This window comes from Blastococcus mobilis, from assembly GCF_900188025.1.
Taxonomy (GTDB): Bacteria; Actinomycetota; Actinomycetes; order Mycobacteriales; family Geodermatophilaceae; genus Blastococcus_B; species Blastococcus_B mobilis.
Genome location: NZ_FZNO01000018.1, coordinates 1 through 26588, shown reverse-complemented (window position 1 = coordinate 26588; position 26588 = coordinate 1). Strand labels below are relative to the sequence as shown.

Sequence of the window (26588 nt, the reverse complement as noted above, 5' to 3'; positions counted from 1 at the left end):
TGCCGTGAGGGGGCCACGATGATCTCGAGTCAGAGAACGCGGCTACGGTGGTCCGCATGCCGCTGATCTCGCACTGGGGCGGGCCCCGGCACGGTGACGTCGACGAGGTGCCGGCCGACCAGCTCGCGTCCTCCGTCCTCGTCTACGACGGTCCTCGATGGTTCGGCGTCTACCAACGCTTCGAGCCCGTGCAGACGCAGGACACCCCTCTGGGGCCGGCCGAGGTGTGGGTCGTCCGCGAGTAGGCAGTCGTTGCCGGTCGGGTCTCGGTGCGACTGCAGACGAGGGAACGGGGTGGGCGCGACAGGGTTCGAACCTGCGACCGCTCGCTTGTAAGGCGAGAGCTCTACCGCTGAGCTACGCGCCCCGCGCGCCCAGGGTAGGTGCCCCGGGCGGGCGGCCCCCTCCAGGGCGTCCCCGAGCGTGCGAGGGACCCAGGAGGGGTCCTTCCTCAGGCGGCTTCGCCCAGCTGCGCCACGGCGTCCTTCCAGCCCGACTGCTCGCGGGCGTCACCGGGCGCGTTGACCTCGGCGAAGGCGATCGTCCCCTCGGCGTCGACGAGGAAGGTGCCGCGCAGCGCCATGCCGGCCTTCTCGTTGAAGACGCCGTAGGCCTGGGCCGTGGCGCCGTGTGGCCAGAAGTCGCTGAGCAGCGGGAACTCGAACCCTTCCTTCTCCTTGTAGGCCTTGAGGCTGAAGACGGGGTCGGTGCTGATGGCGAGCACCTTCACCCCGGCGTCGGTGTAGGTGGTCAGCTCGTCGCGGAGCTGGCACAGCTCACCGGTGCAGATCCCGGAGAACGCGAACGGATAGAAGACCACGAGGACGGGGGTGCCCCGCAGGTCGGCCAGGGAGACGACCTGCTTGTCCTGGTCGGGGAGGCTGAACTCGGGGGCGCGATCGCCGACGGAGAGGCTCATGGCGCCCCATGCTGCCCCATACGTTCGGACGGGCCCCCGCAGGGGCCCGCCGCGAGCTCGCGAGCGGTGCGGGGTGAGGGCGTCCTTCTTCAGCGACGGGAACGGGCGGCCTTCGGGGTCACCAGGCGGATGCCCGACCAGTCCTTGGCTGCGGAGATGCTGCTGGTCTGCGCGAGCCCGGCGGTCGGCGCGGCCTCGGTGACGTCTCCCGGCTCCACGTGGCCGGGGCGGCCGGACTTGGGGACCAGGAGCCACACCACACCGTCGTCGGCCAGTGAGGCGATGGCGTCGACGAGGGCGTCGACGAGATCGCCGTCGTCCTCACGCCACCAGAGCAGGACGACGTCGGCCACCTCGTCGGTGTCCTCGTCGACCATCTCGCTGCCGGAGAGGTCGATGACGGCGTCGCGCAGGTCCTCGTCGGCGTCCTCGTCCCACCCGAGCTCCTGCACGACCATGCCCGGCTTGATGCCCAACCGGGCCGCCATGCCGGTGCTGTCGACGCTCATCCCTGCTGATCCTCCATGGAGTGGCCTGCTACTGACCGGTCGTGGGGTGGATGGTGCCCTGTCGGGGCGCCGAACGCGCGCGGACGCGTCACAGTCACCGGTCCGCGCGATCCGGAAAGGTGGGCGCTCCACGGAGCAAGGCCCCGCAGGCGGCGTCGGGGGACAGGGAGCATACGACGGACACGACCGGCGGGAGACTCCCCCGCAGCCTGGTCATGTCACCCCTCTCGGTCTATCCGACGTCCCGCCGCCCGGCCGACATCGGCGGGCATGCGGTACGGGCTCGTCACGGCGAGCCACGCAGGCGGAAGCGTAGGGCATGGAATGGCAGGCGCAAGCCTCACGCGGCGGCGACTCCTGTGGGGGACGATCCTGGGACACACGCAACTCGACGCAGAACCGGTGGGTAGGCGTGACGATCCACGACCGGCGGGAGACGATGGAGACATGAGCGCACCGCAGCAGACGGACGGCGACCCCGCCCGCGAATCAGGCGCCCCCCGCGCGGTCATCACCGACGGGCTGCCGAGCCAGCTTCCCGACATCGATCCCGACGAGACGCAGGAGTGGATGGACTCCCTGGACGCGGTCGTCGATCACGCGGGGCGGGAGCGCGCCCGCTATCTGATGCTGCGGCTGCTCGAGCGCAGCCGGGAGCAGCAGGTCGGCGTCCCCGCGCTGCGCAGTACCGACTACATCAACACCATCCCGCCGGAGCGGGAGCCGTGGTTCCCCGGCGACGAGCACGTCGAGCGCCGGATCCGCGCCTACATCCGCTGGAATGCCGCGATCATGGTGCACCGCGCACAACGGCCCGGGATCGCCGTCGGCGGCCACATCTCCTCCTACGCCAGCTCGGCCTCGCTCTACGAGGTGGGCTTCAACCACTTCTTCCGCGGCAAGGACCACCCCGGCGGTGGCGACCAGATCTGGTTCCAGGGGCACGCCTCCCCCGGCATCTACGCCCGCGCCTTCCTGGAGGGCCGGCTCACCGAGGAGCAGCTCGACGGGTTCCGCCAGGAGGTCAGCCACCCCGGCGGTGGTCTCTCCTCCTACCCGCACCCGCGGCTCATGCCGGACTTCTGGGAGTTCCCGACGGTCTCGATGGGTCTGGGCCCGCTGAACGCGGTCTACCAGGCGCGGTTCAACCGCTACCTGCACGCCCGCGGTTTCAAGGACACCTCCGACCAGCACGTGTGGGCCTTCCTGGGTGACGGCGAGATGGACGAGCCGGAGTCGCTCGGCGCGATCGGCCTGGCCGCCCGCGAGGAGCTGGACAACCTCACGTTCGTCGTGAACTGCAACCTGCAGCGGCTCGACGGCCCGGTCCGGGGCAACGGCAAGGTCATCCAGGAGCTCGAGTCGTTCTTCCGCGGCGCCGGCTGGAACGTCATCAAGGTGATCTGGGGGCGGGAGTGGGACGCGCTGCTGGCCGCCGACCGCGACGGCGCGCTGGTCAACCTGATGAACCAGACGCCCGACGGTGACTACCAGACCTACAAGGCCGAGGACGGCGCCTACGTCCGCGAGCACTTCTTCGGCCGTGACCCGCGCACCCGCAAGCTCGTCGAGTCGATGAGCGACAAGGAGATCTGGGGGCTGTCCCGCGGTGGGCACGACTACCGCAAGGTCTACTCGGCGTTCAAGGCGGCCCAGCAGCACAAGGGCCAGCCGACGGTCATCCTCGCCAAGACGATCAAGGGCTGGACGCTCGGCAGCCACTTCGAGGGGCGCAACTCCACCCACCAGATGAAGAAGCTGACCGCCGAGGACCTCAAGCTCTTCCGCGACCGGCTGTACCTGGACATCCCCGACTCGGCGCTGGACAAGACCCTGCCGCCCTACTACCGGCCGGACCCGAAGTCCGACGAGATGCAGTACATGCTCGAGCGCCGGCAGCAGCTGGGTGGGGCCGTGCCGCGGCGGCGGTCGGAGCACAAGCCGCTCAAGGCCCCGGAGGACAAGGCGCTCGAGGTCCTGCGCCGAGGCTCGGGCAAGCAGGACGTGGCGACGACGATGGCGTTCGTCCGCCTGCTCAAGGAGCTGCTCAAGGACCCCGAGCTCGGCCCGCGCTTCGTGCCGATCATCCCCGACGAGGCCCGCACGTTCGGGCTGGACTCCCTGTTCTCGTCCCACAAGATCTACTCGCCGCACGGCCAGCGCTACACGTCCGTGGACCGCGAGCTGATGCTGGCCTACAAGGAGTCCGAGCAGGGCGTGATCCTGCACGAGGGGATCAACGAGGCCGGCTCCGCGGCCTCCTTCACCGCGGTAGGCACGTCCTACGCCACCCACGGCGAGCCGATGATCCCGATCTACATCTTCTACTCGATGTTCGGGTTCCAGCGGACCGGTGACTCGTTCTGGGCGGCTGCGGACCAGATGACGCGCGGCTTCCTCCTGGGCGCCACGGCCGGTCGGACCACGCTCAACGGCGAGGGCCTGCAGCACGAGGACGGTCACTCGCTGCTGCTCGCGCACACCAACCCGGCGGTGGTGTCCTACGACCCGGCGTTCTCCTTCGAGGTCGCGCACATCACCAGGGACGCGCTGCTGCGCATGTACGGCGACGACCCGGGCGCCCCGCTGGGCGGGCACCGCTCCCCCGACGTCATGTACTACCTGACGGTCTACAACGAGCCGTTCAACCAGCCGGCCGAGCCGGAGAACCTGGACCTCCAGGGCGTGCTGGCCGGCATGTACCGGTACGCCGAGGGCCCCCAGGTGGAGGGACCCAAGGCGCAGGTGCTGGCGTCCGGGGTCGCGGTGCCGTGGGCACTGCGGGCCCAGGAGCTGCTGGCGCAGGACTGGGGCGTCTCGGCCGACGTGTGGTCGGTGACGTCCTGGACCGAGCTGCGACGGCAGGCCGACGAGGTCGTCGAGCACAACCTCCTGCACCCGGAGGACGAGCCGCAGGTCCCCTACGTCACCTCCCGGCTGCAGGAGACGACCGGTCCGGTGGTGGCGGTGTCGGACTGGATGCGCGCCGTCCCCGACCTGATCGCGCCGTACGTCCCCGGCGGGCTGTCGAGCCTCGGCACCGACGGGTTCGGGCTCTCCGACACCCGCCCGGCGCTGCGGCGCCACTTCCACGTCGACGCCGAGTCGATCGTCGTCCGGACGCTCGCGTCACTGGCCGACGAGGGCCACGTGGACCGGGCCCGGGTTCGCGAGGCGGTGGAGAAGTACCAGGTCCGGGACGTGCAGGCCGCGCCGGTGGACGAGCGCTCGGACCCCAGCCCCGCCACCTGAAAGAGGGCCCCGTAGCTGGACGCCCTACGCGCTGACCTTCAGTCGCGTAGGGCGTCCAGTGCCATCCGGGCGTAGAGCGCCACCCCGGCCGGCAGCGGCTCCTCGTCGAAGACGACGAGGTTGGAGTGGTTCGGGGGCGCGGTCGCCGGTTCCATCCCGGGCGGGCACGCACCGAGCCAGGCCATGGCCCCGGGGACCCGCTGCAGCACGTAGGAGAAGTCCTCGGCACCCATGAGCGGCGCCGGCGCCAGCTGGCCGGCCCCCGTGCCCAGCAGCTCGGTGGCGGCCTCGAGCACCGCGGCGGCGGCATCGGGGGCGTTGACCGTCACCGGGTAGCCCTCCTCGTGCTCGAACTCGACCTCCAGCCCGTGGGCCGCACCGATGTGGGTCGCCACCCTCCGGACGGCCGCCACGACGTCCGCGCGCCGGTCCGCCGACAGCGTGCGGATGGTTCCCTCGAGGAACGCCGTGTCGGGGATGACGTTGTTGGTGGAGCCGGCCTCGATGTGCGCCACCGTGACCACCGCCGGGTCGAAGACGTCGACCCGCCGGGTCACCATCGACTGCAGGGCCAGCACGATCTCCGCGGCCACCGGGATGGGGTCGGCCGCGGCATGCGGCTCGGAGGCGTGCCCACCCCGGCCGCGGACGACCATCCGCCACTGGTCGGCGGCCGCCATCATCGGGCCCGGGCGGACGTTGACGCTCCCGCTCTCCAGCGTCGAGGAGATGTGCAGGGCGAACGCTCCGCTGACCGGTGCCCCCGGCACGACGTCCAGCAGCCCTTCCTCCAGCATGTAGCGCGCGCCGTGGAAGCCCTCCTCCCCCGGCTGCACCATGAAGACCACCTGGCCGGTCAGCTCGTCGCGGCGCTCGGCCAGCAGCCGGGCGGCCCCCAGCAGCATCGCCACGTGGGTGTCGTGGCCGCAGGCATGCATGGCACCGGGGTGCTGCGAGGCGAACGGCAGCCCGGTGTCCTCGTGCACCGGCAGGGCGTCCATGTCGCCGCGCAGCAGGTAGGTCGGCCCCGGCCGCGCGCCCCGCAGGACGGCGACGACCGAGCTCGTCCTCGTCCCGGTGGTGATCTCGACGGGGAGGTCGGCGAACGCCTCCAGCACCATCTCCTGCGTGCGCGGCAGGTGCAGGCCGATCTCCGGCTCGCGGTGCAACCGACGACGCAGGTCGATGGTCCGGTCGGCGTCGTTGTAGGCGGCGGAGAGCAGGCCCGCGGCACTGGTCGGCATGCGCGCCACTCTCACACACGCCCGGCGCCCCGCAGCGTCGCCCACGGCCCCGTCCCGTGGCCCCGTCCAGAGGCTCGCCGCGAGGTCGCGAGCGGTGAGGACGACGGGGGTCCTTCACTGCGGGGGCAGGGCGTCCTTCACCAGCCCCTGGCCCACTCCGGTACGGCGGTGTCGAGCTGCCAGACCAGGACCGCGCCCGGGCCCTGCACCCGACGGCCGGGCTGCTGCTCGACGAGCACGCCGTCCACGCCGCGGACGACGAGCAGCCCGGCCGGTACGGGAACCGACTCACCGGGGGCCACCCGCGCCAGCCACAACCGGGCGTCCGCCCGGCCCAGGTCCAGCCAGCCCGCCGCGGCACGGTGCACCTGGTGCTCCGGCTCCGCAGCCGGGGCGGCGCTGCGCAGGTAGCACTGCAGCACCCGCGCGCCGTCGTCCCCGGCGACCTCGTCGTGCTCCAGACCCGCGCCGGCTCGCAGGACCGCGACGTCCCCGGCCGTCAGCTCCGCGCCGACCCCCCACCGGTGCCGCAGCGAGCCGGCCAGGACGACGGCGACGACGTCGACGGCGCGGTGCCCGTGCCGGCCGTACCCCGAGTGCGGGCCCAGCCGGTCGTCGGCGATGCGCAGCAGTGGTCCGAGCGAGCCGTCCTCCGGCGCGAGGACGATCCGCTGGTCGAGCCCGCTCACCGGAGTGCCGCCCGGCCGCCGGGCAGGGCGCCGAAGAGGAGCGCCGTGCCCAGGGTCCACGCCAGCCCGAGCGACCAGCCACCGACGACGTCGGACAGGTAGTGGACGCCGAGCCAGAGCCGGGTCAGGCCGACGAGCACGACCAGCGCGATCCCGACCGCGAGCGCCCAGCGCCGGGCACGGGCGCTCAGGAGCGGCCACGCGAGCACGAGCGCGACGGCCACCAGGGTCGCGATCCCCGACGAGTGGCCGCTGGGGAAGCTCAGCGACTCGTACCGGGCGCCGCCCTCGCCGAAGGGCGGCCGGATCCGCCCGAAGTACTCCTTCAGGGCGGTCGTCAGCGGTGCCACGAGGACGACGGCGGTGAGCACCCAGCCCGCCGTCCACCACATGCGACGCCGCGCCAGCGAGACGAGCACCGGGAGGAAGACCAGGAAGCGCACCCAGGACAGCCCCGGCGCCGTCAGCACCTCGAGCAGCCCGTCCAGGGCTCCGACCCGGCTGTCCCCGGCATAGAGCGCCTCGCTGACGGCGGCATCCAGCCGCAGCTGCGGCCCGAACCCGGCGCTGATCCCGGCCCCCAGCAGCGCCAGCACGACCAGGCAGGTGGCGGTGGCGACGACGGCCGCGCGGGTCGCGGGAGCGGCGCGCGTCCGGGCCACGGCCGCGTCACCGTCCGGAGGAAGCTTCACCGCCCCACTCTCCCCGACGGCGTCGGGCGTGACACGCTGGCGACGTGAGGAGCCGGGTGAGCAACCGCCCGCCGACCGAAGCGACGATCCGGCGGCTGGAGCGTTCCTCGGGCGCGCTCGCGACCCGCGCCGTCGCCCGGATGGACGACGAGCTGCCCTGGTTCCGCGCCATGCCGGCCGACCGCCGGTCCTGGGTGACGCTGGTGGCTCAGGCCGGGATCGCCTCGCTCGTGGAGTGGTGCCGCAACCCGGGGCGCCCGCCCCGCCTCACCGGCGAGGTGTTCGGTGCCGCGCCGCGCGAGCTCGTCCGCGTGGTCGCGCTGAAGCAGACCGTGGACCTGATCCAGGTGACCGTCGACGTCCTGGAGGACCACGTCGCGTCGGTCGCCGAGCCGGGCGACGAGGACGCCCTGCACCTGGCCGTGCTGCAGTTCAGCCGCGAGGTCGCCTTCGCCACCGCCCACGTCTACGCCAGCTTCGCCGAGAACCGGGGCGCCTGGGACGCCCGGCTGGAGGCCCTGGTCGTCGACGCACTGGTCCGCGGCGAGCGGTCGGCGGAGCTCTCGGGGCGCGCCGCAGCCCTCGGCTGGGCCACGAGCACGCCGGTCGTCGTCCTGGTCGGGGCGACCCCCAGGGGCGTGGACGATCCCCATGCCGACGTCCGCCGCGCGGCCCGGTCTCTGGGAAGCGAGGTCCTCGTCGGCGTCCACGCCGAGCAACTGGTCGTGGTGCTCGGGCGGATGGAGCGCCTCGACGAGGTCGCGGAGCGGGTCAGCGACGAGTTCGGGGACGGCCCGGTGGTGACCGGCCCGGTGGTGGACGGGCTTGGGCGCGCCGGCGAGTCCGCGGCAGCGGCGCTCGCCGGGCTGCGGGCGGCGCGCGCCTGGCCGGAGGCTCCGCGGCCCGTGGCAGCCGACGCGCTGCTGGCCGAGCGGGCGCTCGACGGTGACCCACTGGCCCGGGCCGCACTGAACGAACGTGTCGCCGCTCCGCTGCACGCGGCGGGCGGTGAGGTGCTCGAGACCGTCCGCGCGGTGCTGAACAGCGGCGGCAACCTCGAGGCGAGCGCCCGCGCGATCTTCGTGCATCCGAACACCGTCCGGTACCGGCTCAAACGCGCCGCCGACCTGACCGGCATCTCGGTGACCGACGCACGGGGGAGCTGGACGCTGCAGGTGGCACTGGCCCTCGCCGAGCTGGATCGGGACCGCTCCCTCTGGCACTGATGGGGTGATGTCCACCAGTGGAGCGCGCCAATGGGCCGTTACGGCACGGGCTTTTTGGAGGGTTCCCACAAAGATCACCCGTGTGCTTTCGTGCCGAAGTAAGCCACGCGCCTCGTTGATCACTGGCACGGTGAAGGGGTGCTGGCCGTCCTCGCCCCCGGACAGGGTGCCCAGAAACCCGGAATGCTCACCGACTGGCTCGACCTCCCCGGCGCGGAGTCGTTCTTCCGCTGGGCCGGTGCCATCGCCGATGCCGACCTCCTGACGCTCGGCACGAGCGGCGACGCCGAGGCGATCAAGGACACCGCGGTCACCCAGCCCCTCGTCGTCGCGATGAGCCTGTTCGTGGCCCGCGAGCTCGGCGGGCTCCCCGGTCCGGTGAGCCACACGCCGCACGCCGGTCGCGACGTCGTCATCGCCGGGCACAGCGTCGGCGAGCTGACCGCCGCGGCCCTGGCCGGGGTGTTGTCGGTCGAGGCGGCGATCGCGCTGACCGCCGTCCGGGGGCGGGCGATGGCTGCGGCGTGCGCGCAGACGCCGACCGGCATGTCCGCCGTCCTCGGTGGCGACCCCGACGAGGTGCTGGCCGCCATCGACAAGCACGGCCTGACCCCGGCGAACATGAACGGCGCCGGGCAGATCGTGGCGGCCGGCGCACTGGAGGGGCTGGAGGCGCTCAAGGCGGACCCGCCGGCCAAGGCCCGGATCATGCCGCTCTCGGTCGCCGGGGCCTTCCACACCGAGTACATGGCCTCGGCCCGCGCCGAGCTCGAGGGCCTGATCGGTGGGCTGGCGCCGGCCGACCCCAGCCGCCTCCTGCTCTCCAACGCCGATGGCCACGGCGTCTCGACCGGCGCCGAGACGCTCGCCCGGCTGGTCAGCCAGGTCACCAGCCCGGTGCGCTTCGACGCCTGCCTGGCCACCATGCGCGAGCTCGGCGTCACAGCCGTTCTCGAGCTGCCGCCGGCCGGCGCGCTCGCCGGGCTGGCCAAGCGCGAGTGGAAGGGTGCCGGGATCGAGGTCCTGGCGCTGACCACCCCCGGCGACCTCGACCGGGCGCGCGAGCTCATCGACGCCGAACGCGGTCGCGCCGAGGCCCAGCACCTCCCCGACTGGCGCGTCGTCGTCTCCCCGGTCCGCGGCACGGTGCAGCCGGCCGAGGTGGCCGAGGGCAGCCGCCTGCCCGCCGGCACGCCGCTGGGCTCCATCCGCAGCCGCCGCGAGGAGGTCAATGTCTCCGCCGGCTACGACGGGGTACTGGCCGAGTGGCTCGTACACGACGGCGACCTCGTGGATGCCGGGGACCCGATCGCCCGTCTCTACCCGGAGGTGTCGGAATGACCCGCCTGCAGCTGCCGACGGGCGCGCCCGGCGCCCGGATCCTCGGCTTCGGGAGCTACCGGCCCCGCCGTCGGGTCACCAACGACGAGCTCGCCCAGCGGATGGAGACCAACGACGAGTGGATCCAGTCGCGGGTCGGGATCGCCGAGCGCCGGTGGGCCGAGCCGGACGAGACCCTCGTGGAGATGTCCGTCGCGGCCGGCGGCAAGGCCCTGGCTGCCAGCGGCCTCGACGCCGGCGAGATCGACCTGGTGCTGCTGGCGACCACGAGCCCGCCGAAGGCAATCCCCGGTCTCGCGCCACGCGTCGCCCACCAGCTCGGCGTGCCGCGCCCGGGGGCCTTCGACGTCAACGCCGGCTGCGCCGGCTGGTGCTACGCGCTGAGCGCGGCCGCCGACGCGATCCGCAGCGGCTCGGCGCGCAACGCCCTGGTCATCGGCGGTGAACGGCTCACCGACTACACGAACCTCGACGACCGGGCGACGGCGGTGATCTTCGCCGACGGCGCGGGCGCGGCGGTCGTGGGCCCCTCCGACGAGCCCGCGGTCGGCCCGGTGGTGTGGGGCAGCGACGGCGACCTGCACGAGGCCATCGCCATCCCCGAGAACGAGACGGGCATGAGCATGGCCGGCCAGGCGGTGTACCGCTGGGCCACGACCAAGCTCACCGACACCCTCGTGGAGGCCATGCGGCGGGCCGGCGTCGGCCCAGACGACATCGACGTGTTCGCGCCGCACCAGGCCAACCTCCGCATCATCGAGCTCATGGCCAAGCGCCTGAAGCTGCCAGAGCGCACGGTCATCGCCCGCGACATCGTCCGGTCGGGCAACACCTCCTCGGCGTCGGTGCCCCTGGCGCTGTCGGCGCTGCTGGAGAGCGGCGAGGCCAGAAGCGGCGACGTCGCCCTGCTGCTCGGCTACGGCGCCGGCCTCACCTTCGCCGGCCAGGTCGTCGTCCTGCCGTGAGCCGGCCCACCCCAGATCCCCGGGACACCGCGTCCCGGACGTCGAACGGCCCCGTCCAGGGCACCGCCGCGAGCTTGCGAGTGGTGGGCAGGACGGGGTCCTTCTACCGCCCCATCCGAGAGAGAGGACCCGCGTGACGAGCAGCCAGGAGATCCAGTCCGGTTTGGCCGAGATCCTGGAGGAGGTCGCCGGTGTGACCCCCGCCGACGCCACCCCCGAGAAGTCGTTCACCGACGACCTCGACGTCGACTCCCTGTCGATGGTCGAGATCGCCACCGCCGTCGAGGACAAGTTCGGCGTGGCCATCCCCGACGACGAGCTCGGCAACATCAAGACCGTCGGCGACGCGATCAGCTACATCGAGAAGAACCAGGGCTGACAAAGGGCCCCCTGCCCCCACCGTAGAAGGACCCCGTCCCCTCATCCCTCGCACGCCCGGAATGAGCCTCTGGACGGGGCCGGCGGCGGGACCCTGCAGGGGGGCCTCACCCCGGCCGCCCGGCCACCAATCCAGGAGGAATCGTCATGAGCACGCCCGTCACCGACGTCGTCGTCACCGGACTGGGTGCCACCACGCCCCTGGGCGGCGACGTCGCCAGCACCTGGGACGCGCTGCTGGCCGGGCGGTCGGGGGTCAGCCGGATCACCGACGACTGGGTCAAGGACTACCCCGCCCAGCTCGTCGCGCGGCTGGCCACCGACCCGGCCGAGCAGATCGACCGGGTCCGCGCCCGCCGCCTCGACCGCAGTCAGCAGGTCGCCGTCGTCGCCGCCGAGGAGGCCTGGCGCGACGCCGGCGCCGCCGACGCCGGCGTCCCGGCCGAGCGGGTCGCGGTCGTCCTCGGCACCGGGATCGGTGGCGCGCTGACCCTGCTCGGTCAGGACGACGTGCTGGAGCAGAAGGGCCCCAAGCGGGTCTCCCCCTTCACCATCCCGATGCTCATGCCCAACGGCCCGGCTGCCGCCGTCGGTCTGGCGATCGGCGCCAAGGGCGGGGTGCACGCGCCGGTCAGCGCCTGCGCGTCCGGAGCCGAGGCGATCCGCTGGGGCCTGGACCTGCTGCGTTTCGACCGCGCCGACGTCGTCCTCGTCGGTGGCGCCGAGGCCTGCGTGCACCCGCTGCCCATGGCCGGGTTCGCCGCGATGCGGGCGATGTCGACCCGCAACGACGAGCCGGAGCGCGCCTCCCGCCCGTTCGACAAGGCCCGGGACGGGTTCGTCCTGGGCGAGGGCGCGGCGGCCATCGTCCTGGAGCGGGCCGACGTCGCCAAGGCGCGGGGGGCCCGCATCCACGCCCGCCTCGCCGGTGCCGGCGCGACCGCCGACGGCTATGACCTCGTCGCCCCGCACCCCGACGGCGAGGGAGCCGCCCGTGCGATCGCGGCGGCCCTCCGCGACGCCGGCCTGAGCCGGACCGACGTCGGGCACGTCAACGCCCACGCCACCTCGACCCCGGTCGGGGACACCGCCGAGGCGGCGGCCATCCGCTCGTCGCTCGGGGACCACGTCCTGGTGAGCGCCACCAAGAGCCAGACCGGCCACCTGCTCGGTGCCGCCGGAGCGCTTGAGTCCGTCTTCACGATCCTCGCGCTCCGCGAGCAGATCGTGCCGGCGACGGCCAACCTGGAGGACCCGGACGACGACGCGGCCGTCCAGGCCCTCGACATCGTGCGCCACGAGCCCCGCCGCACCACCCTCACGGCCGCCGTCAACGACTCCTTCGGCTTCGGTGGCCACAACATCGCGCTGGTCTTCACCACCGCCTGAGGCCCAGCCCTGCCCTCGCCGCCCATCCCCTCGGCCCCCGGAGACCTCGTGACAGCCGTCCAGGCCCCGCCCACGCTGCCCGCTTGCGACCCGCGCGATCCGGAGGACCGCCTCCAGCGGTTCTTCGACCCCGGGTCGATGCAGGAGCTGGCCGCCCGGGACACCTCCGGCGTGCTGGCCGCGCGGGGCACCGTGAACGGCACCCCCGCGGTGGCGTTCTGCACCGACGCGACCGTCATGGGTGGCGCGATGGGTGTCGACGGCTGCCGGCACATCGTGGACGCCATCGACACCGCGCTGCGGGAGCGGGTGCCGGTCATCGGCATCTGGCATTCCGGCGGCGCGCGCCTGGCCGAGGGCGTCACGGCCCTGCACGCGGTCGGCGAGGTCTTCGCGGCGATGGTCCGGGCCTCCGGCCGGATCCCGCAGATCTCGGTGGTGCTCGGCCCGGCCGCTGGTGGCGCCGCCTACGGACCGGCCCTGACCGACCTGGTGATCATGGGCCCGGCCGGCCGCGTCTTCGTCACGGGCCCGGACGTCGTCCGCTCGGTCACGGGCGAGGTCGTCGACCAGGAGCAGCTGGGCGGGCCCGACACCCATGGCCGGCGCAGCGGCGTCGTGCACGTGGTCACCGACTCGGAGCCGGCCGCCCTCGAGACCGCCCGCATGGCCGTCGACCTGCTCGCGGCCCAGGGCACGTTCGCGCCGGCCGGGGACGAGGCCGACGTCGACCTCAGCGCGCTGCTGCCCGAGCAGAAGCAGCGCGCCTACGACGTGAAGCCGCTGATCTCCGGCGTCCTCGACGGGCCGGGCCTCGAGCTGCATCCGCGTTTCGCGCCCAACATCGTCACCACTCTCGGTCGGCTGGCCGGGCGGACCGTGGGCGTCATCGCCAACAACCCGCTGCGGCTGGGCGGGTGCCTCGACTCCGCCTCCGCGGAGAAGGCCGCCCGCTTCGTGCGGATGTGCGACGCCTTCGGGGTGCCCCTGGTCGTGCTGGTCGACGTGCCCGGCTACCTCCCGGGGGTCGGCCAGGAGTGGGACGGTGTCGTGCGGCGGGGGGCGAAGCTGCTGCACGCCTTCGCCGAGGCGGTGGTGCCGCGGGTGACGCTCGTGACCCGCAAGTCCTACGGCGGCGCCTACATCGCGATGAACGCCCGCGCGCTGGGCGCCACCGCCGTGTTCGCCTGGCCGGGGGCCGAGGTCGCCGTCATGGGCGCGAAGGCCGCGGTCGGCATCCTGCACCGCAAGAAGCTGGCTGCCGTCCCGCCCGGTGAGCGGGAGGCCCTGCACGCGCAGCTGGCCGAGGAGCACGAGCGCATCGCCGGCGGGGTCAACCGGGCCCTGCAGATCGGCGTCGTGGACGAGGTCGTGGAGCCCGCGAAGACCAGGCGCCGGTTGGTCGAGGCGCTCGCCGCGGCACCGCCCGGCCGCGGGGCGCACGGCAACATCCCCCTCTGAGGAGCGCAACAGGGCCCGGCCATCGGTTCCCCGTGCCGGCCCTGTGACGTCGTGGCGATACCGCGCTGTGGTGCCCGGTACCGCGCTGCGGTGCGGTAGTCGCCACAGCACGCCGGTAGCCGTTGCGCCGAGACAGCGGAAGGCCGTCCGGACGCCGCTTCCCCGACGGCGCCCGGACGACCTCGTTCAGGCTACGACGATCCGGCGAGTCGTCCGGGTCGACGTGGCGAATCTGTGACCTGCGGCCCGCTGCGGGGTCCCGCCGCCGGCCCCGTCCAGAGGCTCCTTCCGAGCGTGCGAGGGATGAGGGGGACGGGGTCCTTCTACGGCGGAGGGCAGCGGGGTCCTTTCCCTCAGACGACCTGGTGCAGCCAGGTGACCGGGCTGCCGTCGCCGGCGTGGCGGTAGACCTCGAGATCGGAGTCCCAGGCCGCCCCGAGCAGCTCGTCGACACCGTGACGGAAGGCCTCGGCCGACGACGCCGTGGCAGCGAGGTGTCGCAGCTGCTGCTCGCTGATCATGATGTCGCCGTTGGCGCTCGTCGGCGCGCGGAAGACTCCGTGGCCGGGGACGTACGACATGCGCTCGCCGTCGTTGCCGTGGCTGGCCTCCTCGGTGACCTCGAAGCGCAGCATCGGCCACGCCCGGAGGGCAGCAACCAGCCGGGCGCCGGTACCCGGCGAACCGGTCCAGGCGACCTCGGCACGGTAGGAACCGTGCGCCGCGGGCTGCTCAGCCCACGACAGGGAGACCGGCGCGCCGACGACGCGTTCCAGCGCCCACTCGACATGCTGGCAGAGCGCCTTCGGGCACGCGTGCACGAAGACGACACCCTGGGTAGACCGTCGCTGCACGAGGCACCTCCATCGACTCGATTGGTCTCGTCTTCCCCTACGGACCATCGATTCGGTGACGCGCTGTGTTCGGCAGTGACGGAGCAGGACTTCCGGGAACAGTCTGCACGATGGAGTGCCCATCGCGCCAGCCCGGCTGTTCCAGTTGGGACGAATGTGACTGATGGTCACGTGTGATGTGTCTTACCGCTGGTCAAGCGCCATTACCACGCGCGCCGGCACGGCGTCCAGCCACCGTGGCGCGTCCTCCGGAGGCACGCGAGCCAGCGATGATGGGTTCTCGGGTACCCGCGACGACTGCGTGAGCAACGTCTCGTTCTCGATGACGGTGGGTAACGGCGGAGCGTCCCAGGAGGTGGGCGACGCGCGGACCGATCCGGTCGGCTCAGCAGCCGAGCGCCGTCACCTGGTCGCCGCCGGCGGTCTTCGACCGGTACATGGCGGCGTCGGCGCGGTGCATCAGGTCCTCGACGTCGTCACCCGGCTCGACCTCGGCGACCCCGACGCTGGCGGTCACCCCGTGGGCGCGTCCCACCTCGGCGACGGCGGCGCGGAGCCGCTCGGCGAGCACCTCGCTCGAGAAGCCGACCGTGATGTCGGCCAGGACGGCGAACTCGTCGCCCCCCAGCCGGGCCACGGTGTCGGTCTCGCGGACCGCGCCACCGAGCGCGACCCCCACGGCCTTGAGCATCGCGTCACCGGCCGCGTGCCCGCGGGCGTCGTTGACGGCCTTGAAACCGTCGAGGTCCACGAGGCAGACGACGCTCGGGTGACCCCAGGCCGCGTCACTCACCGCACCGCTGACCCGCCGGAGGAAGGCACTCCGGTTGGGGATCCCGGTGAGCGGATCGGTGGAGGCCAGCGTCTCCTGCGTGCGGACCAGCAGCACCTGACGGTCGTGGGCTGCCCAGGAGCTCGACGAGGCGAGCGCACAGACCACCGTGAAGGCGACCAGGATCGCCAGGAAGAACAAGCCCGACGGCGTGATCCCCGGAAGTTCCACGACGACGAAGTAGCCGAGCGTCATGACGCTGCCGACGGCGACCACGCCGTACGGGGGGCAGGCCACGGCCATGTACGCGAGGGTGAGGAACAGCAGCGCGTCCAGCGGGCTCGAGGGCCCGCCGTCCGCCCGCGTGCCGATGACCACCAACGCGGTGGCGCCGAGCGCCCAGGCGTAGAACAGCATGGGCCCGCGGGAATCGCGCATCATCGCCGGCAGGGGCAGCAGGAGCAGGCCCGGGACGGCCAGGACGACCAGACCCGCGAGCCCGAGGATGAGGGGCGACTGCCGGCCGGGGTCGTCGGTGAGCAGGACGTAGCCGACGACGGTGAGCGCGGCGACCTCGCTGAGCAGCACGCCGATCCGGACGTGGCGGATCCAGTAGGCGACCCGGTCGCCGTCCTCGGCGAGGGGGCGGGACAGGCCCGCGCGCAGGGCGGCGGACAGCCGGGACAGCCGTCCCCGCCGGGACGGCACGCTCAGGCGCGCACGGGAGGCGCGGCGATCGGTAGCCGCTCGGTCGGTCACAGTCCTGCGATCGACCGGCTTGCACCGTTCCTTGACGCGGGTCTCCTCCCTCCGGGGGAGACCCGGTGCCGCGGGGACGTGGCGCGCGCCACCTCTCCACCTGCCCCGTCGATGCCTGCCCCGGCCCTGGCCGGGTAGGGCGGCTTCCGTGGGACGACACCAGGGCATGGCGGATGCCGGGCGCGACGAGGTCGCCGACCGGGTGCTGAGCGCGTGGGACGCGTTCATCGACCGCGCGGAGACGGTGGACCTGACCCGACCGTCTCGGTTGAGCGGCTGGCGGGCGCAGGAGATCTGCGTCCACCTGGGCTGCTGGGACGACCACACCGCCATGGCGGACCTCATCGCCTCCGCCCGGGCGGGTGGCACCGGCACGCCCCCCGACGTCGACGCCGTCAACGCCCGGGTGACCTCCGCGCACCGTGACGCGACTCGGGACGAGGTCCTGGTCGCCCTGCGACGCAACCGGGAGGCGACCGCCCGCTACCTGGCCGAGGAGCCCGCCGAGCTCGACACCGCCCTCACCGTTTCCGTCGTCGGCCGGATCCCGTTGCTCAGCGTCGTCCTGGGGCAGGCCTACGAGCTCGCCGTCCACGGGCTGGACCTGGTGTCCTGCGGTGCCGCTCCCCCGTCGGCGGACGTCCTGCAGTCCGGTCTGGCGGCCCTGGCCGACGTCACCGGTGGCCTGGCCGCGTCGATGGACATCACCGGCGGGGTCACTCTCGCGACGCCGGAGGGCGGTTGGGCCTTCGATTCCGACGGCGGCGGATGGACCGTGCGCCAGGTGCCGCCGGGCCGGGTCGACGGTCCCGCGGTGGAGGCGCCGGCGGACCTGCTGCTGGAGGCCGCGTCAGGGCGGATCAACCCGGTGCCCGCGGTAGCGCGGCGGAGGTTGAAGGTCCACGACGTGGGCGGCCTGCTGGCGCTGGCGCCCATCGTCCAGGCCGTCCCCGGTATCCCGGGCGGGCCGATCCTCCAACTGGCGGCGCGAACAGTCGGCGGAGCCGGGGGGATGCTCGGGCGCCTCTTCCGGAAGGGCTAGGAGACCGCGACCGACTGTCCGTCCCGGGTCCGGCGCCACCGGCGCCAGGCGAGCGCCCCCAGGCCTGCCGCGACGAGAACAGCGGCCGCCACGGGCACGACGGTGGCCGGCGTCATCCAGGTGGCGAGCGCTCCCGCCGAGGCGCCGACGCCGACCTGGACGACGGTGCTCGGCACCAGCCCGAGCGCGGTGGAGAGCGCGTACGGGGTCACCCGGACGGCGGTGAGACCCGCGCCGTAGCTGAGGACGACGAACGGGACGACGGGGAGCAACCGGCCCGCAAGCAGCGGCCAGAAGCCGCGGTCGACCATCAGGCGGTCCACCCGGCCCAGGCGCGGGCCGACGAGCCGGGTGACGGCGGGCCGACCCAGCGCCCGCGCGAGCCCGAATGCGGCGAGGCCGCCGAGCAGACCACCGGCCAGCGCGACCGCGAGCCCGGCGCCGAACCCCGCGACGACGCCCAGCAGGACGGAGAGCGCCGACCGCGGGATCGGCGCCAGCAGCAGGACCGCGAGCCCCAGGACCATGCCGGCCCACGCGGCTCCCCCGGCGCCGTCCACCCAGGTGCGGACGACGTCGACGGTCGGCAGGTCGACGGTGAGGGCGAGGACTCCTCCGACGGCGAGGACCAGGCCCAGCACGGCGGCACGGACCCACGCGCTGTCCACCGCCGTCCGCATTCGCCCATCTTCACCCGGGCACAGGGCAGTGCTCAGCAGCCCCCACCGAGGGAGATGCCTCGGGCGTCCAGCCACGGCGCCGGGTTGCTGCGGTTCTTGTACAGCCCGCCGGTGTGCACCTCGAAGTGCAGGTGGGGTCCGGTGGACTGGCCCCGGTTGCCGACCTCGGCGATCTGCTGACCGGCCGAGACGACCTCGCCGGCGGACACGAACATCTGGTTGACGTGGCCGTAGAGCGTGATGGTGCCGTCGCGGTGCTGGACCGCCACGGCCAGTCCGAACCCGCTGGCGGGGCCGGCCTGGAGGACGATGCCGTCCTCGGGCGTGTAGACCGGCGTGCCGATGGGAGCGGCGATGTCGATGCCGGCGTGCAGGGTGCCCCAGCGGGCGCCGTAGCAGGAGGTGACCCGCCCCGTGGCCGGGGCGACGGCGCCTCCGGCGGAGGTCAGGGTGGTGGGGGCTGCGGCGGCCGCCTGCTGCGCGTTCCAGGCAGCCTCGGCGTCCGCGGCCCCCTGCAGGTTCAGCAGGTGGATCTCGGCCTCGCGGAGCTGCGCGTCGAGCGCCGCCTTCTCGGCAGCGATGCTGTCGTAGGTGCCCTGGGCGGCGGCGAGCTGCTGGTTGGCAGCGGCCTCCGCCTCCGCGGCAGCTCGGGCGAGCTGGTCCCGCTCGGCGACGGCGGTGCGGGCGGCCTGGTCGGCGCGAGCCTCCAGTGCCTCGACCCGCTCCATCTCCTTCAGCACCCGGGTGCGCTCCTCGCCGAGCACCTCGAGGGTGGCGGCCTGCTGCAGCACCTCGGTGGGGCTCTCCGCGGCGAGCAGGATCGCGACGTCGCCGAAGGTTTCGTCACTGCCCATGTAGGCCTCGCGGCCGATCGTCGAGACGTCGTCCTGCGTCTCGGCGACGGCGCCCTGCGCCTCTGCCAGCTTGGCGGCCGTCGCCGTGGCCTCGGCCTGAGCGGCGGCGAGCGCAGCCTGCGCGGCGAGGGCCTGGCCGCTGGCCGCCTCGGCCTCGATGGTCATCCGCTGCAGCGTCTGCTCGGCCTCGGTGACGCGCGCGCCGATCGCGGCGACCTCCGCGGCGGCCGCCTCATGGGCGGTGCGCGCCTCGGCGACCGAGCCGCGGTCGCCGGGGGCGGCGTGGGCCGTGGAGGTGCTCACCAGCGCGGCGAGCGCCCCGACCACGAGGATGGCTCGACGGGTGCCTCGCCGGAGGCGGCGCGGGCGGAGCTGCTGGTCTGGAGCTGTGGAGCTTGCGGTGTGGTGCGGGGTCGCCAAGGCGACGCTTCTCCTGTTCCTCGCGACCGCCTACCGAGTTAGCTGACGGGTTCGGGCCGGAAGTGCCCTACCCGCCCGCGTCCAGGAACGCGGGCGTGATTCACCCCAGTACTGCGGTGGTTCCCCGGCCCGTGCGACCGTCCGGTCGCATGGTTCGGCGGGGCCCGTCCGATGCCCTCGGTTCGAGGGGCGGAGCTCGTCAAGGCCGCGGACGACGGTACGTGCCGCGCAAGCAGATGTCACGGGAAGATAACGAAGCGCACATCACGCCACACTCGAGCCTGCCTGGGCCGGCCGACGGCCCCCGCGACAGGCGGGACGCTCCGCTCGCCGGTCGGCGTCTGGCAGGCTGTCCCGCGTCGGGGCGGTAGCTCAGCCGGTCAGAGCATGGGACTCATAATCCCTGGGTCGTGGGTTCGAGCCCCACCCGCCCCACCGATATACGTGCAGGTCAGGGGGTTGGAGCTTGATCGTCGATCTTGACGACGGGGTCCCGTGCCCACACGGTGCCCACACTACGCACCGTGACGTCTCGTGACTGACGCCTCGTGGGCGAGATCCATGCGGTCAGCGAGGGCGCCGAGGTCGTCGTCGAAGAGCCCGGAGTAGACGTCGAGGGTCATCGCTGCGGAGGCGTGACCGAGCATCCGCTGGACCGCCGTGACGTTCGCCCCGCTGGCCACCAGCAGGCTCGCGGCGGTGTGCCGGAGGTCGTGCGGGCTGAGGTCCTCCAGCCCGGCGGCCGTGGCCGCCGGGTCGAAGAACCGCCGCCGGAAGTTGCCCGAGCGCAGCACCGCGCCACCCGGCGAAGTCAGGACGAGGTCGTCCGGGCCCTTGCCCTGGCAGCGGCGGGACATCGGCTCGACGAGGACGCTCGGGAGCGGCACGGTGCGCTGCTGGTGCGACTTGGGGGCGCCGTACTCGACGGCGCCGCCGACCTCCGTGGCGCTCTCGGCGACGGTGAGCCGCTTGCGGAGGAAATCGACCCGGCGGACCCGTAGGGCGGCCATCTCGCCGAACCGGAGGCCGGTGTACGCCAGCAGGCGGACGACGGCGCCGTACTCCCCCGCTGCGTTCGCCAGCCGCTCCACCTCCGTGCGGGTGAGGAACCGGGGATCGGCGCGCCGGGCCCTGGGCAGTGGCACGCCGGATGCCGGGTTGCGCGGGATACGCCCGTCACGGACGGCGAGGGTCAGGACGAGCGCGAGGACGCGGTGCGCCTGCCGCACTGTCGCCGGCGCGAGGCCGCCGGCGACCAGTTGGGCCACCCACGCGGCGACCTCGGCATGGGTGACGTCGGCCAGCCGGTGCTGACCCCAGCGCGGCAGGATCTGGACGCGCAGCAGCGACCGGTAGCGGTAGAGCGTGCTGGGCTTCAGCCCGGTCTGTGCGGCGAGCCACTGCTCTGCCCAGACATCGACGGTGACCCGGCCACGCTCCGGCGCCGTCCAGGTCTGCGTGACGATCGCCGACGTCTGCTCGTCGAGCCATCGTTGCGCGTCGACCTTGCGCATGAATCGCTTCTCGTGCTGCCGCCCACGAGCATCGCGGTACCGCGACCGGTACCGCTTACTGCCGTCGCTGAGCACGTCCACGTTGATGCTGCCGGCCATCAGATGACCGTGCCGACGACGGCTCCCGGGTCAATGCCGCCTCGAGTCTCTGGGGAGGCCGGCACGCCTGTGGACGACGCCCGCTCATCGACGGTCGAGGGCCTGGGCGTGCTGTTGCGCGATCCAGGCGTGGAGGTCGTCAGTGCGGTACAGGACGCGGCGGCCGAGGCGGAAGCTGCGCGGGCCGGTGCCGAGGTGGCGCCAGTAGCGCAGGGTGGCGACAGGGGCGCGCAGGAGGTCGGCGGCTTCGGTGATCGTGAGCAGCTCTGGTTCGCGGCTGGCGGTGTGGTCGGTCATGGTCGGCTCCGGTGGTGGTCGTATGGGCTGGGCCCCGTCACCTGTAGAAGGCGCCAAATGAAGGCCATTGGTGACAGCCGACCGCAAGATCCTGCCGGGATTCTCCAGTTGGCCTGCAGTTCTCTGAGGCGCGGCTCATCGCCCGAGGCCGGGGGCCGCGCCGCCCCGGGCGAGGGAGGGGCCGCGGCGCTCGGACTCCGGCCGCGGTACGCCGGGGTCGACGGCGGCCGGTCGAGGGAATGTCGGGAACTGGGAGCGGTCGGCGTCTCCCGCCCGCCACGCGTTGCGTTCTCCGCTGAGCCGGTCGGCGGGCCGGTCGAGCAGGGCCGGGTCGGCCACCAGCGCGGCGATGCGTTCCCGCGCGCCGGCCAGCTCGTGTTCGGCGGCCGCGATGCCCCGGTCGACGTCGACCAGCCGCTCGGTGGGGCCCGGGGCGCGGCCGAGCGCACCGACCGCGGTGGGCTCCCGGGCGGCCTGGAGTGCGGCGACGGCGCGCAGCGTGTTGTGCTGCGCGTGCAGGACGGTCAGCCGGTCCAGGCAGCGCTGCTCGACCGTCCACGCTTCGTGCAGTTCGGCGAGCACCTGGTCGAGCGGGCGGGGCTGGGCATAGCGGGCGGCCTCGGCGGCGGCCAGGTGCGCGGCGTGGCCGGGTCCCAGGTCGGCGCGGTCGCGGACGAACACCGCCATCCACTGCTGCCGCGCCTCGGCCAGGTCAGCAGCGACCAGGTGCGCGGTGTTCGCAGTGCGGCCGCGGGTCATGCCGACGTAGGCCGAGGCGGCGCCGGTGTGCTCGCCGAGCACCACGTGCGCCGAGGTGACGGTGTCGCCCTGCACCCCGTGCGCGGTGCTGGCGTAGGCCAGCTCGACGTGGGGAGTCACGTAGCCGGCGGGCAGTACCCGCTCCCCCACTCCCGAAGGGGTGACACCCGGGGTGACACCGGGCGGGACGGCGCGGGTCGGGGTGACGTCGGCCGGGGCGACGGTTAGCGCCCCGGAGGGACTGACGGCGGTGACGGTCCAGATGTCGCGGTTGGCCACGCCCATTGCTCGGTCGTTGCGGCGGGTGGCGATCCGGTCCCCGGCGCCGATCCGCTGCCCCGTCCCGGTGACCGCGACCCGCGTGTCGTCGACGCGGCCGTCGGCGACCAGCCGCTCCCGGATCGCGGCGCCCAGCTCGGCGGCCTGCTCGCGGGTGTCCACCACGATTGCTGTCTGCTCGCCCCGGCGGTGAAGCTCTGCGGCCAGGGCGGCCAGTGCCTCCCGCAGCGCAGCGGCGTCGGCGTGCAGGCGGACCTGGCCGCGGGCGGCCAGCGCGTCGAACACCCCGCCGGGATCCGCGCCGTCGCGCATGGCCAGGGTCAGGTCGGCGTACTCCCTGTCGGGCACCGTCTGCCCGGCCTGGTCGGTGCGGGTGAAGCGGTGCACCCGGTCGAGGGTCATGTGCGCGGCCGGGTCGACCCGGCGGACGGCGAGGTCCAGTACCCCGCCGCGGCCGACGGCGGCGAGCTGGTGACGATCACCGAGCAGCGCCACCCGGACGTCGTGCTCGTCGGCGACGACCAGCAGGGCTCGGGCGGTGTCCTGGTCGAGCATCCCGGCCTCGTCGACGACCAGGATGTCCCCCCGGCCGCAGCCAGGCGTTCTCCCCGGGTCCGGCATAGAGCTGGCCGGTGGCCGGGTCGGCCTCACCGGGGGTCAACCTGGTCCAGGCGCCGTCGTCGGTCCAGCGCCAGCCGTGCTGGAAGGCCAGCCAGGCCGCCGAGCCGGCGGTGGCACCGACCTCGGCGGAGGCGACCTTGGCCGCCTTCAAGGTGGGGGTGACAACCACCAGCCGCCGCCCCTGTTCCCCCATCAGTCGACGAGCCGCTCCCAAGGTGGTGGTCTTGCCGGCACCGGCCGCGCCCTCCACCACCACCAGCGACCGGTTCCCGGCGAGCGCGGCCGCGGTGGCGCCCTGCCCGGCATCCAGCCCCTCCAGGCCGGCCGCCCGGTCCGGCCGGAGGTCGGCATCTGCACCGTGGTGGCCGCCGCGGGCGGCGAGCGGGCGGCCAGGTCGGCCTCGACCTCAAGCACCGCCGGAGAGGTCCAGGCCCGGACGTGCTCGGGCACTCCGTCGCGCGCCAGCAGCGGAAGGCAGCGGGCCAGAGCGCGGGCGGTGAGGTCCTCGGCCAGCTCGCCGCGCACCGCGGCCCCGGCGACAACGCCCGCGGCGGCAAGCAGCCGTTCGGCCTCGCCGCGCAGGTCGGCGGCGTTCCACGCGGAGCGGCCGGCGGCCAGCCGGGTGAGCATCTGGTCCACGACGTGGTCGCGGTCCAGGACGCCGATCGGGGTGGGGCTCAGCTGGACCGGTCGGTCGGGGTCGCGGTAGCCGAGGGCGGCCAGCTCGGCCCGCCACCGCACGGTGAGGTCCGCCCTCGAGCGGGGGGTGATCTTGTCCGGGCGGCCGTCGGCCCACGCTCGGGCGTCCCAGGCCCGCCGCAGCGCCGGCCCCGGGAACTCGCCGGGGTGGGCGGCCATCCAGTCGCGTTCGTAGCGGTCCAGATTGCGCCCGATCTGCGCCGCCCGGGCGCTGAACGGACCGACGTAGGCGGCGAGCTCCAGTATTTCTCCAGTCGCGTCGAGGGTGTAGCCGTGGGCGGCCAGCGCGGTGCGGAACTGCGGGTCGCAGGCGACCGTGGCATGCCCGATCCCGTTGATCGCGGCGAGGAAATCGCGCACGCCGACGGTGTGCAGCCCGCGCCACTTTCCCGCGGCGAACACCCGGGCGTTGATCTGCAGGTGCAGGTGCAGATGCCGGTGCGGATCTCCGGCGCGGGACGTGTCGTGCCGCACCGTCACCGCCTCCAGCACCTCGGCCGGCACCTGCACCTGCCCGCCGCGCGGGCCGACCCGGGTGGTGGCATGCCCAGCCAGCCAGCCGATGATCTCGGCCGCGGCGCGGTCCTGGGCGGTGTCGTAGGCGGCGGCGACGTCCGGGTGCACCGCGGCGGCCAGCGACCAGGTCTTCGAGCCGTTTACCACGACTTCGACGAACCGCACAGCCCGCTCATTGGTACGCAGCCGCCCCCGCGGCTGCCCGGTGTCCGGGTCCCGGCCGGCCACCCAGCTCTCGTAGGTCTCCCCCGTCAAGGGCGCAAGCTCCTCCACCCGTCCGGCGGTGGCCGTAAGCGGCGGGCCACGCCCGTCCCTTCGGCCAGGTAGTAGTCATCAGCCCGTCCCCGATCCGCCTCCAGGTACGCCCGGGCAGCCGCCGGCGCGCCGGCGTACACCTTCATTCCGCCGTGCAATTTCAACGCCACCCAACAATAACCAATGCGCCACCCCTAGAAACGACGGTAGGCCCCGCAAAGCGGGGCCCGAGCTACCCCTATTGGTAGCATGCGTGCCGCTCTTTAGTGAAGCCTTGGGCATGCGCGAGAGACCTTAGAAATTGCGGGCAGTCAGTCGTTGCAGGCCCGATTCCGCTTGTCGCTTATGGCGATTGTTGGTTGCAATGCATATCTCGTCCGCCCGGCTACTGGCGGCTGATGAGGCGCTCCGCGATGTACCGGTTCGCGTCACGCAGCAGCCCTCCTGCGACACGGTGACGTGGGTGTCGATCAGCTCGCGGACGACGCTGCCATGCAGGCCAGCAGGGTGGCCTGGTTGTCCTCCCCATGCGGGAAGGTTCACCAGGCGGGCCTTACGGGACGGCGACTGAGGGGCGCGGATCTGTCCTGCCGGGTTGCCGGTTGGCGTCCCCCGCGTGGTGACGGCGGACCGAGGCGGCGGACCTGTCCCTGAAGGCGGCTTCAGGGACACGTTGAGGCGCTCAGGATCTGCTGCGGTCACGTCGGGGGCACCCCGCGGGAACCACGCTCACCCCGCTCGGTGGCGGCCAGGAGGCCGGCGCCCCCTTCGCGCGGCCTCAGAGCCCGGTGTCGTACAGGCCGTGGTAGTAGCCCTGCAGCCGGTCCTGGAAGGCCGCCGTCCGCATGTCCTTCTTCGTGAGGTCCGGCGCCTCCTCGATCTCCTTGCGGCTGCGGTCGACGTGGACCAGCCTGCGGTCGCCGTCGATGCGCTCGACCGTGGCCGCCGGCAGCAGGACCTGGTGGCCCGCATGCCAGTCACCGGTGTCCACGATCAGGTAGCTCGCGCTCACCCGGTTGGTCGCCTTGTCGACCGTCCCGATGGAGCCGTCCCGACCCACGACCTCGAAGCCGGAAAGATCGAGATCGCCCGAAGGGATGTGGTACGAGTCGCGATAATTCCACAGATCCGCAGGCGTGTCCGTAGCCATCTCTGCTCCTTCTCGTCTCTCGATCATGACACCACCGGCCAGGGCCGACAAGGCATTCCGAGGCGCGGCCCGGCGCCGGAATGCCCGTCCCCGGACGCTGTCCCAGCCGTGGGAGGCGCCAGCCCGCCGAGCGCCGCGTGACTCCCGCCGTCCTCGAGCGCCCACCATCGACGAAGCGCATCAACTGCGAGGGTGGTTGGCCGACGACCCCACAACGGTCGGCAAGACCCGCCCGACCCTCGTCGCCTTCATGCTCGGCAACGGATTGCCACCGCGATCCAGCCTCGCGGGGCGCGCCGACCCTGGGGGCGACTGGGTCCCCCGGGGAATCCGAACTTGCGGCAGGGCGTGTCCCAAAGGATCTGGCGCCGTGCGGCACGCTCGTGGACCAAGTCCTCCAGCAGCGTGAGCAACGGGCCGTAGTTCACGCGGACAGGCGCGCGAAGGAACGGCCAGTCCGAAGCCCAGACACAGCGGTCGGGCCCGAACGCGTCCACCAGCGCCCGGACGAAGGACCAGGTGTCCTCGTGCGGCGGTGGCCGCCGGGAGAACTTGACCAGCCCCGAAAGCTTTACCACCGCGCGGCCGGCGCGGCCCAGGCGGAGGAGCTCGCGGAACGCCGGCGCGGCCAGCCCCTCCGCCAGGTCCGGCCGCCCGCAGTGGTCGCTCAGGGACACCAGCGCCGGCTTGCGCGGGCCCGCCGAGAGGGCGGCCTCAGGGTCACGGGTAGCAGGCTAGATCTCCGACCGGACGCTGCCGATCGGCGCGATGACTGGGCCGAGCCGACGGCAATGATGGCTAGTACTACAGCCGCACCTGTCTTGTCGGCTGCGGTGTGTCTACTGGGTTGAGGGCTTCGAGGTCACGACTGTCTCGGGATGGTCGAAGATGTGACCGTGGCCGAGGTCGAGGACTGGGCCGTGGGTCTGGAGAAGGTGCTCGAGCGGATCGGT

Annotated in this window: 21 protein-coding genes, 2 tRNA genes, 3 pseudogenes and 1 riboswitch; of the genes and pseudogenes, 11 read left to right on the top strand and 15 right to left on the bottom strand. The window is 73.3% G+C overall.

Going from position 1 to position 26588, the window contains the following annotated elements; genetic code table 11:
- Positions 1-56: 56 nt before the first annotated feature.
- A complete protein-coding gene (locus CHB94_RS15825) occupies positions 57-245 on the top strand; it encodes a hypothetical protein (RefSeq protein ID WP_141137520.1) in 189 nt (62 codons plus the stop codon).
- 50 nt (positions 246-295) lie between these two features.
- Here CHB94_RS15825 and CHB94_RS15820 read toward each other — a convergent pair.
- The 3 genes from CHB94_RS15820 to CHB94_RS15810 form a co-directional block, all read right to left on the bottom strand.
- Positions 296-367: transfer RNA gene (locus tag CHB94_RS15820), tRNA-Val, on the bottom strand.
- Between the two features lie 84 nt (positions 368-451).
- Entirely contained in the window at positions 452-919 is a 468-nt protein-coding gene (locus tag CHB94_RS15815) for a peroxiredoxin (RefSeq protein WP_089337531.1), read from the bottom strand.
- 89 nt (positions 920-1008) lie between these two features.
- The gene (locus CHB94_RS15810; protein ID WP_089337530.1) at positions 1009-1428 is read right to left on the bottom strand and encodes a DUF3052 domain-containing protein; all 420 of its coding nucleotides are present in this window, start codon (positions 1426-1428) and stop codon (positions 1009-1011) included.
- Between the two features lie 447 nt (positions 1429-1875).
- Between CHB94_RS15810 and aceE the strand changes: the two genes are divergently transcribed.
- On the top strand, positions 1876-4680 hold the full coding sequence (gene aceE / locus CHB94_RS15805; protein ID WP_089337529.1) for a pyruvate dehydrogenase (acetyl-transferring), homodimeric type: 2805 nt from the start codon (positions 1876-1878) through the stop codon (positions 4678-4680).
- A 38-nt stretch (positions 4681-4718) separates the two neighbouring features.
- Here aceE and CHB94_RS15800 read toward each other — a convergent pair whose 3' ends face one another.
- The 3 genes from CHB94_RS15800 to CHB94_RS15790 all read right to left on the bottom strand — a co-directional run bounded on the left by CHB94_RS15800 (position 4719) and on the right by CHB94_RS15790 (position 7305).
- Positions 4719-5924 (bottom strand): M20 metallopeptidase family protein, encoded by a 1206-nt coding sequence (locus CHB94_RS15800; RefSeq protein WP_089337528.1) that lies wholly within the window; start codon positions 5922-5924, stop codon positions 4719-4721.
- 137 nt (positions 5925-6061) lie between these two features.
- Positions 6062-6613: a pirin family protein gene (locus tag CHB94_RS15795; RefSeq protein WP_089337527.1), complete on the bottom strand. Its 552-nt coding sequence runs from the start codon at positions 6611-6613 to the stop codon at positions 6062-6064.
- Positions 6610-7305: a phosphatase PAP2 family protein gene (locus CHB94_RS15790; RefSeq protein ID WP_254920691.1), complete on the bottom strand. Its 696-nt coding sequence runs from the start codon at positions 7303-7305 to the stop codon at positions 6610-6612. Before CHB94_RS15790 ends, CHB94_RS15795 begins: the two co-directional genes overlap by 4 nt.
- A 56-nt stretch (positions 7306-7361) precedes the next feature.
- Here CHB94_RS15790 and CHB94_RS15785 point away from each other — a divergent pair, with 56 nt between their 5' ends.
- The 6 genes from CHB94_RS15785 to CHB94_RS15760 all read left to right on the top strand — a co-directional run bounded on the left by CHB94_RS15785 (position 7362) and on the right by CHB94_RS15760 (position 14065).
- Positions 7362-8531, top strand: a complete 1170-nt coding sequence (locus CHB94_RS15785) for a PucR family transcriptional regulator (protein ID WP_254920690.1) — start codon at positions 7362-7364, stop codon at positions 8529-8531.
- Positions 8532-8669: 138 nt separating this feature from the next.
- Entirely contained in the window at positions 8670-9872 is a 1203-nt protein-coding gene (locus tag CHB94_RS15780; RefSeq protein WP_089337525.1) for an acyltransferase domain-containing protein, read from the top strand.
- Positions 9869-10837: a beta-ketoacyl-ACP synthase III gene (locus CHB94_RS15775; protein ID WP_089337524.1), complete on the top strand. Its 969-nt coding sequence runs from the start codon at positions 9869-9871 to the stop codon at positions 10835-10837. The genes CHB94_RS15780 and CHB94_RS15775 overlap by 4 nt, the downstream gene beginning before the upstream one ends.
- Before the next feature lie 133 nt (positions 10838-10970).
- Complete coding sequence (locus CHB94_RS15770) at positions 10971-11216, top strand: acyl carrier protein (protein ID WP_089337523.1); 246 nt, start codon at positions 10971-10973, stop codon at positions 11214-11216.
- A 146-nt stretch (positions 11217-11362) separates the two neighbouring features.
- Positions 11363-12604 carry a beta-ketoacyl-[acyl-carrier-protein] synthase family protein gene (locus tag CHB94_RS15765; protein WP_089337522.1) on the top strand — a complete coding sequence of 414 codons (1242 nt, stop codon included), beginning with the start codon at positions 11363-11365 and terminating at the stop codon, positions 12602-12604.
- Positions 12605-12652: 48 nt separating this feature from the next.
- Positions 12653-14065 (top strand): acyl-CoA carboxylase subunit beta, encoded by a 1413-nt coding sequence (locus tag CHB94_RS15760; protein ID WP_089337521.1) that lies wholly within the window; start codon positions 12653-12655, stop codon positions 14063-14065.
- A 353-nt stretch (positions 14066-14418) separates the two neighbouring features.
- On the opposite strand, the gene CHB94_RS15755 is transcribed toward CHB94_RS15760, so the two are convergent.
- Both CHB94_RS15755 and CHB94_RS26585 read right to left on the bottom strand, forming a co-directional pair.
- The gene (locus tag CHB94_RS15755) at positions 14419-14919 is read right to left on the bottom strand and encodes a DUF3145 domain-containing protein (RefSeq protein WP_089337520.1); all 501 of its coding nucleotides are present in this window, start codon (positions 14917-14919) and stop codon (positions 14419-14421) included.
- A 385-nt stretch (positions 14920-15304) separates the two neighbouring features.
- Complete coding sequence (locus CHB94_RS26585) at positions 15305-16450, bottom strand: GGDEF domain-containing protein (protein WP_141137519.1); 1146 nt, start codon at positions 16448-16450, stop codon at positions 15305-15307.
- Between the two features lie 148 nt (positions 16451-16598).
- Between CHB94_RS26585 and CHB94_RS15745 the strand changes: the two genes are divergently transcribed.
- The gene (locus CHB94_RS15745; protein WP_254920688.1) at positions 16599-17492 is read left to right on the top strand and encodes a maleylpyruvate isomerase N-terminal domain-containing protein; all 894 of its coding nucleotides are present in this window, start codon (positions 16599-16601) and stop codon (positions 17490-17492) included.
- Here the strand turns inward: CHB94_RS15745 and CHB94_RS15740 are convergent.
- Positions 17489-18172, bottom strand: a complete 684-nt coding sequence (locus tag CHB94_RS15740; protein WP_089337518.1) for a TVP38/TMEM64 family protein — start codon at positions 18170-18172, stop codon at positions 17489-17491. The two genes, CHB94_RS15745 and CHB94_RS15740, sit on opposite strands and share 4 nt — an antisense overlap.
- Before the next feature lie 32 nt (positions 18173-18204).
- On the bottom strand, positions 18205-19353 hold the full coding sequence (locus CHB94_RS15735; protein WP_089337517.1) for a M23 family metallopeptidase: 1149 nt from the start codon (positions 19351-19353) through the stop codon (positions 18205-18207).
- Positions 19354-19458: 105 nt separating this feature from the next.
- Positions 19459-19616: riboswitch (cyclic di-AMP (ydaO/yuaA leader) on the bottom strand.
- 191 nt (positions 19617-19807) lie between these two features.
- On the opposite strand from CHB94_RS15735, the gene CHB94_RS15730 reads away from it, so the two are divergent.
- Positions 19808-19881 (top strand) — tRNA-Ile (locus tag CHB94_RS15730).
- A gap of 80 nt (positions 19882-19961) precedes the next feature.
- Here the strand turns inward: CHB94_RS15730 and CHB94_RS15725 are convergent.
- From CHB94_RS15725 to CHB94_RS15710, 4 genes and pseudogenes are all read right to left on the bottom strand, one after another.
- Positions 19962-21059, bottom strand: a complete 1098-nt coding sequence (locus CHB94_RS15725) for a tyrosine-type recombinase/integrase (RefSeq protein WP_089337516.1) — start codon at positions 21057-21059, stop codon at positions 19962-19964.
- A gap of 84 nt (positions 21060-21143) precedes the next feature.
- A complete protein-coding gene (locus CHB94_RS15720; RefSeq protein WP_089337515.1) occupies positions 21144-21356 on the bottom strand; it encodes a helix-turn-helix transcriptional regulator in 213 nt (70 codons plus the stop codon).
- A 135-nt stretch (positions 21357-21491) separates the two neighbouring features.
- A pseudogene (gene mobF / locus CHB94_RS15715) lies at positions 21492-24631 on the bottom strand (MobF family relaxase).
- Between the two features lie 632 nt (positions 24632-25263).
- On the bottom strand, positions 25264-25635 hold the full coding sequence (locus CHB94_RS15710) for a PRC-barrel domain-containing protein (protein WP_141137518.1): 372 nt from the start codon (positions 25633-25635) through the stop codon (positions 25264-25266).
- 80 nt (positions 25636-25715) lie between these two features.
- On the opposite strand from CHB94_RS15710, the pseudogene CHB94_RS26960 reads away from it, so the two are divergent.
- Positions 25716-26036 (top strand): annotated as a pseudogene (locus tag CHB94_RS26960) (hypothetical protein); the annotation flags it as partial.
- Here the strand turns inward: CHB94_RS26960 and CHB94_RS26765 are convergent.
- A pseudogene (locus CHB94_RS26765) lies at positions 25974-26312 on the bottom strand (amidohydrolase family protein); the annotation flags it as partial. The pseudogenes CHB94_RS26960 and CHB94_RS26765 overlap by 63 nt on opposite strands.
- Positions 26313-26588: the final 276 nt, after the last annotated feature.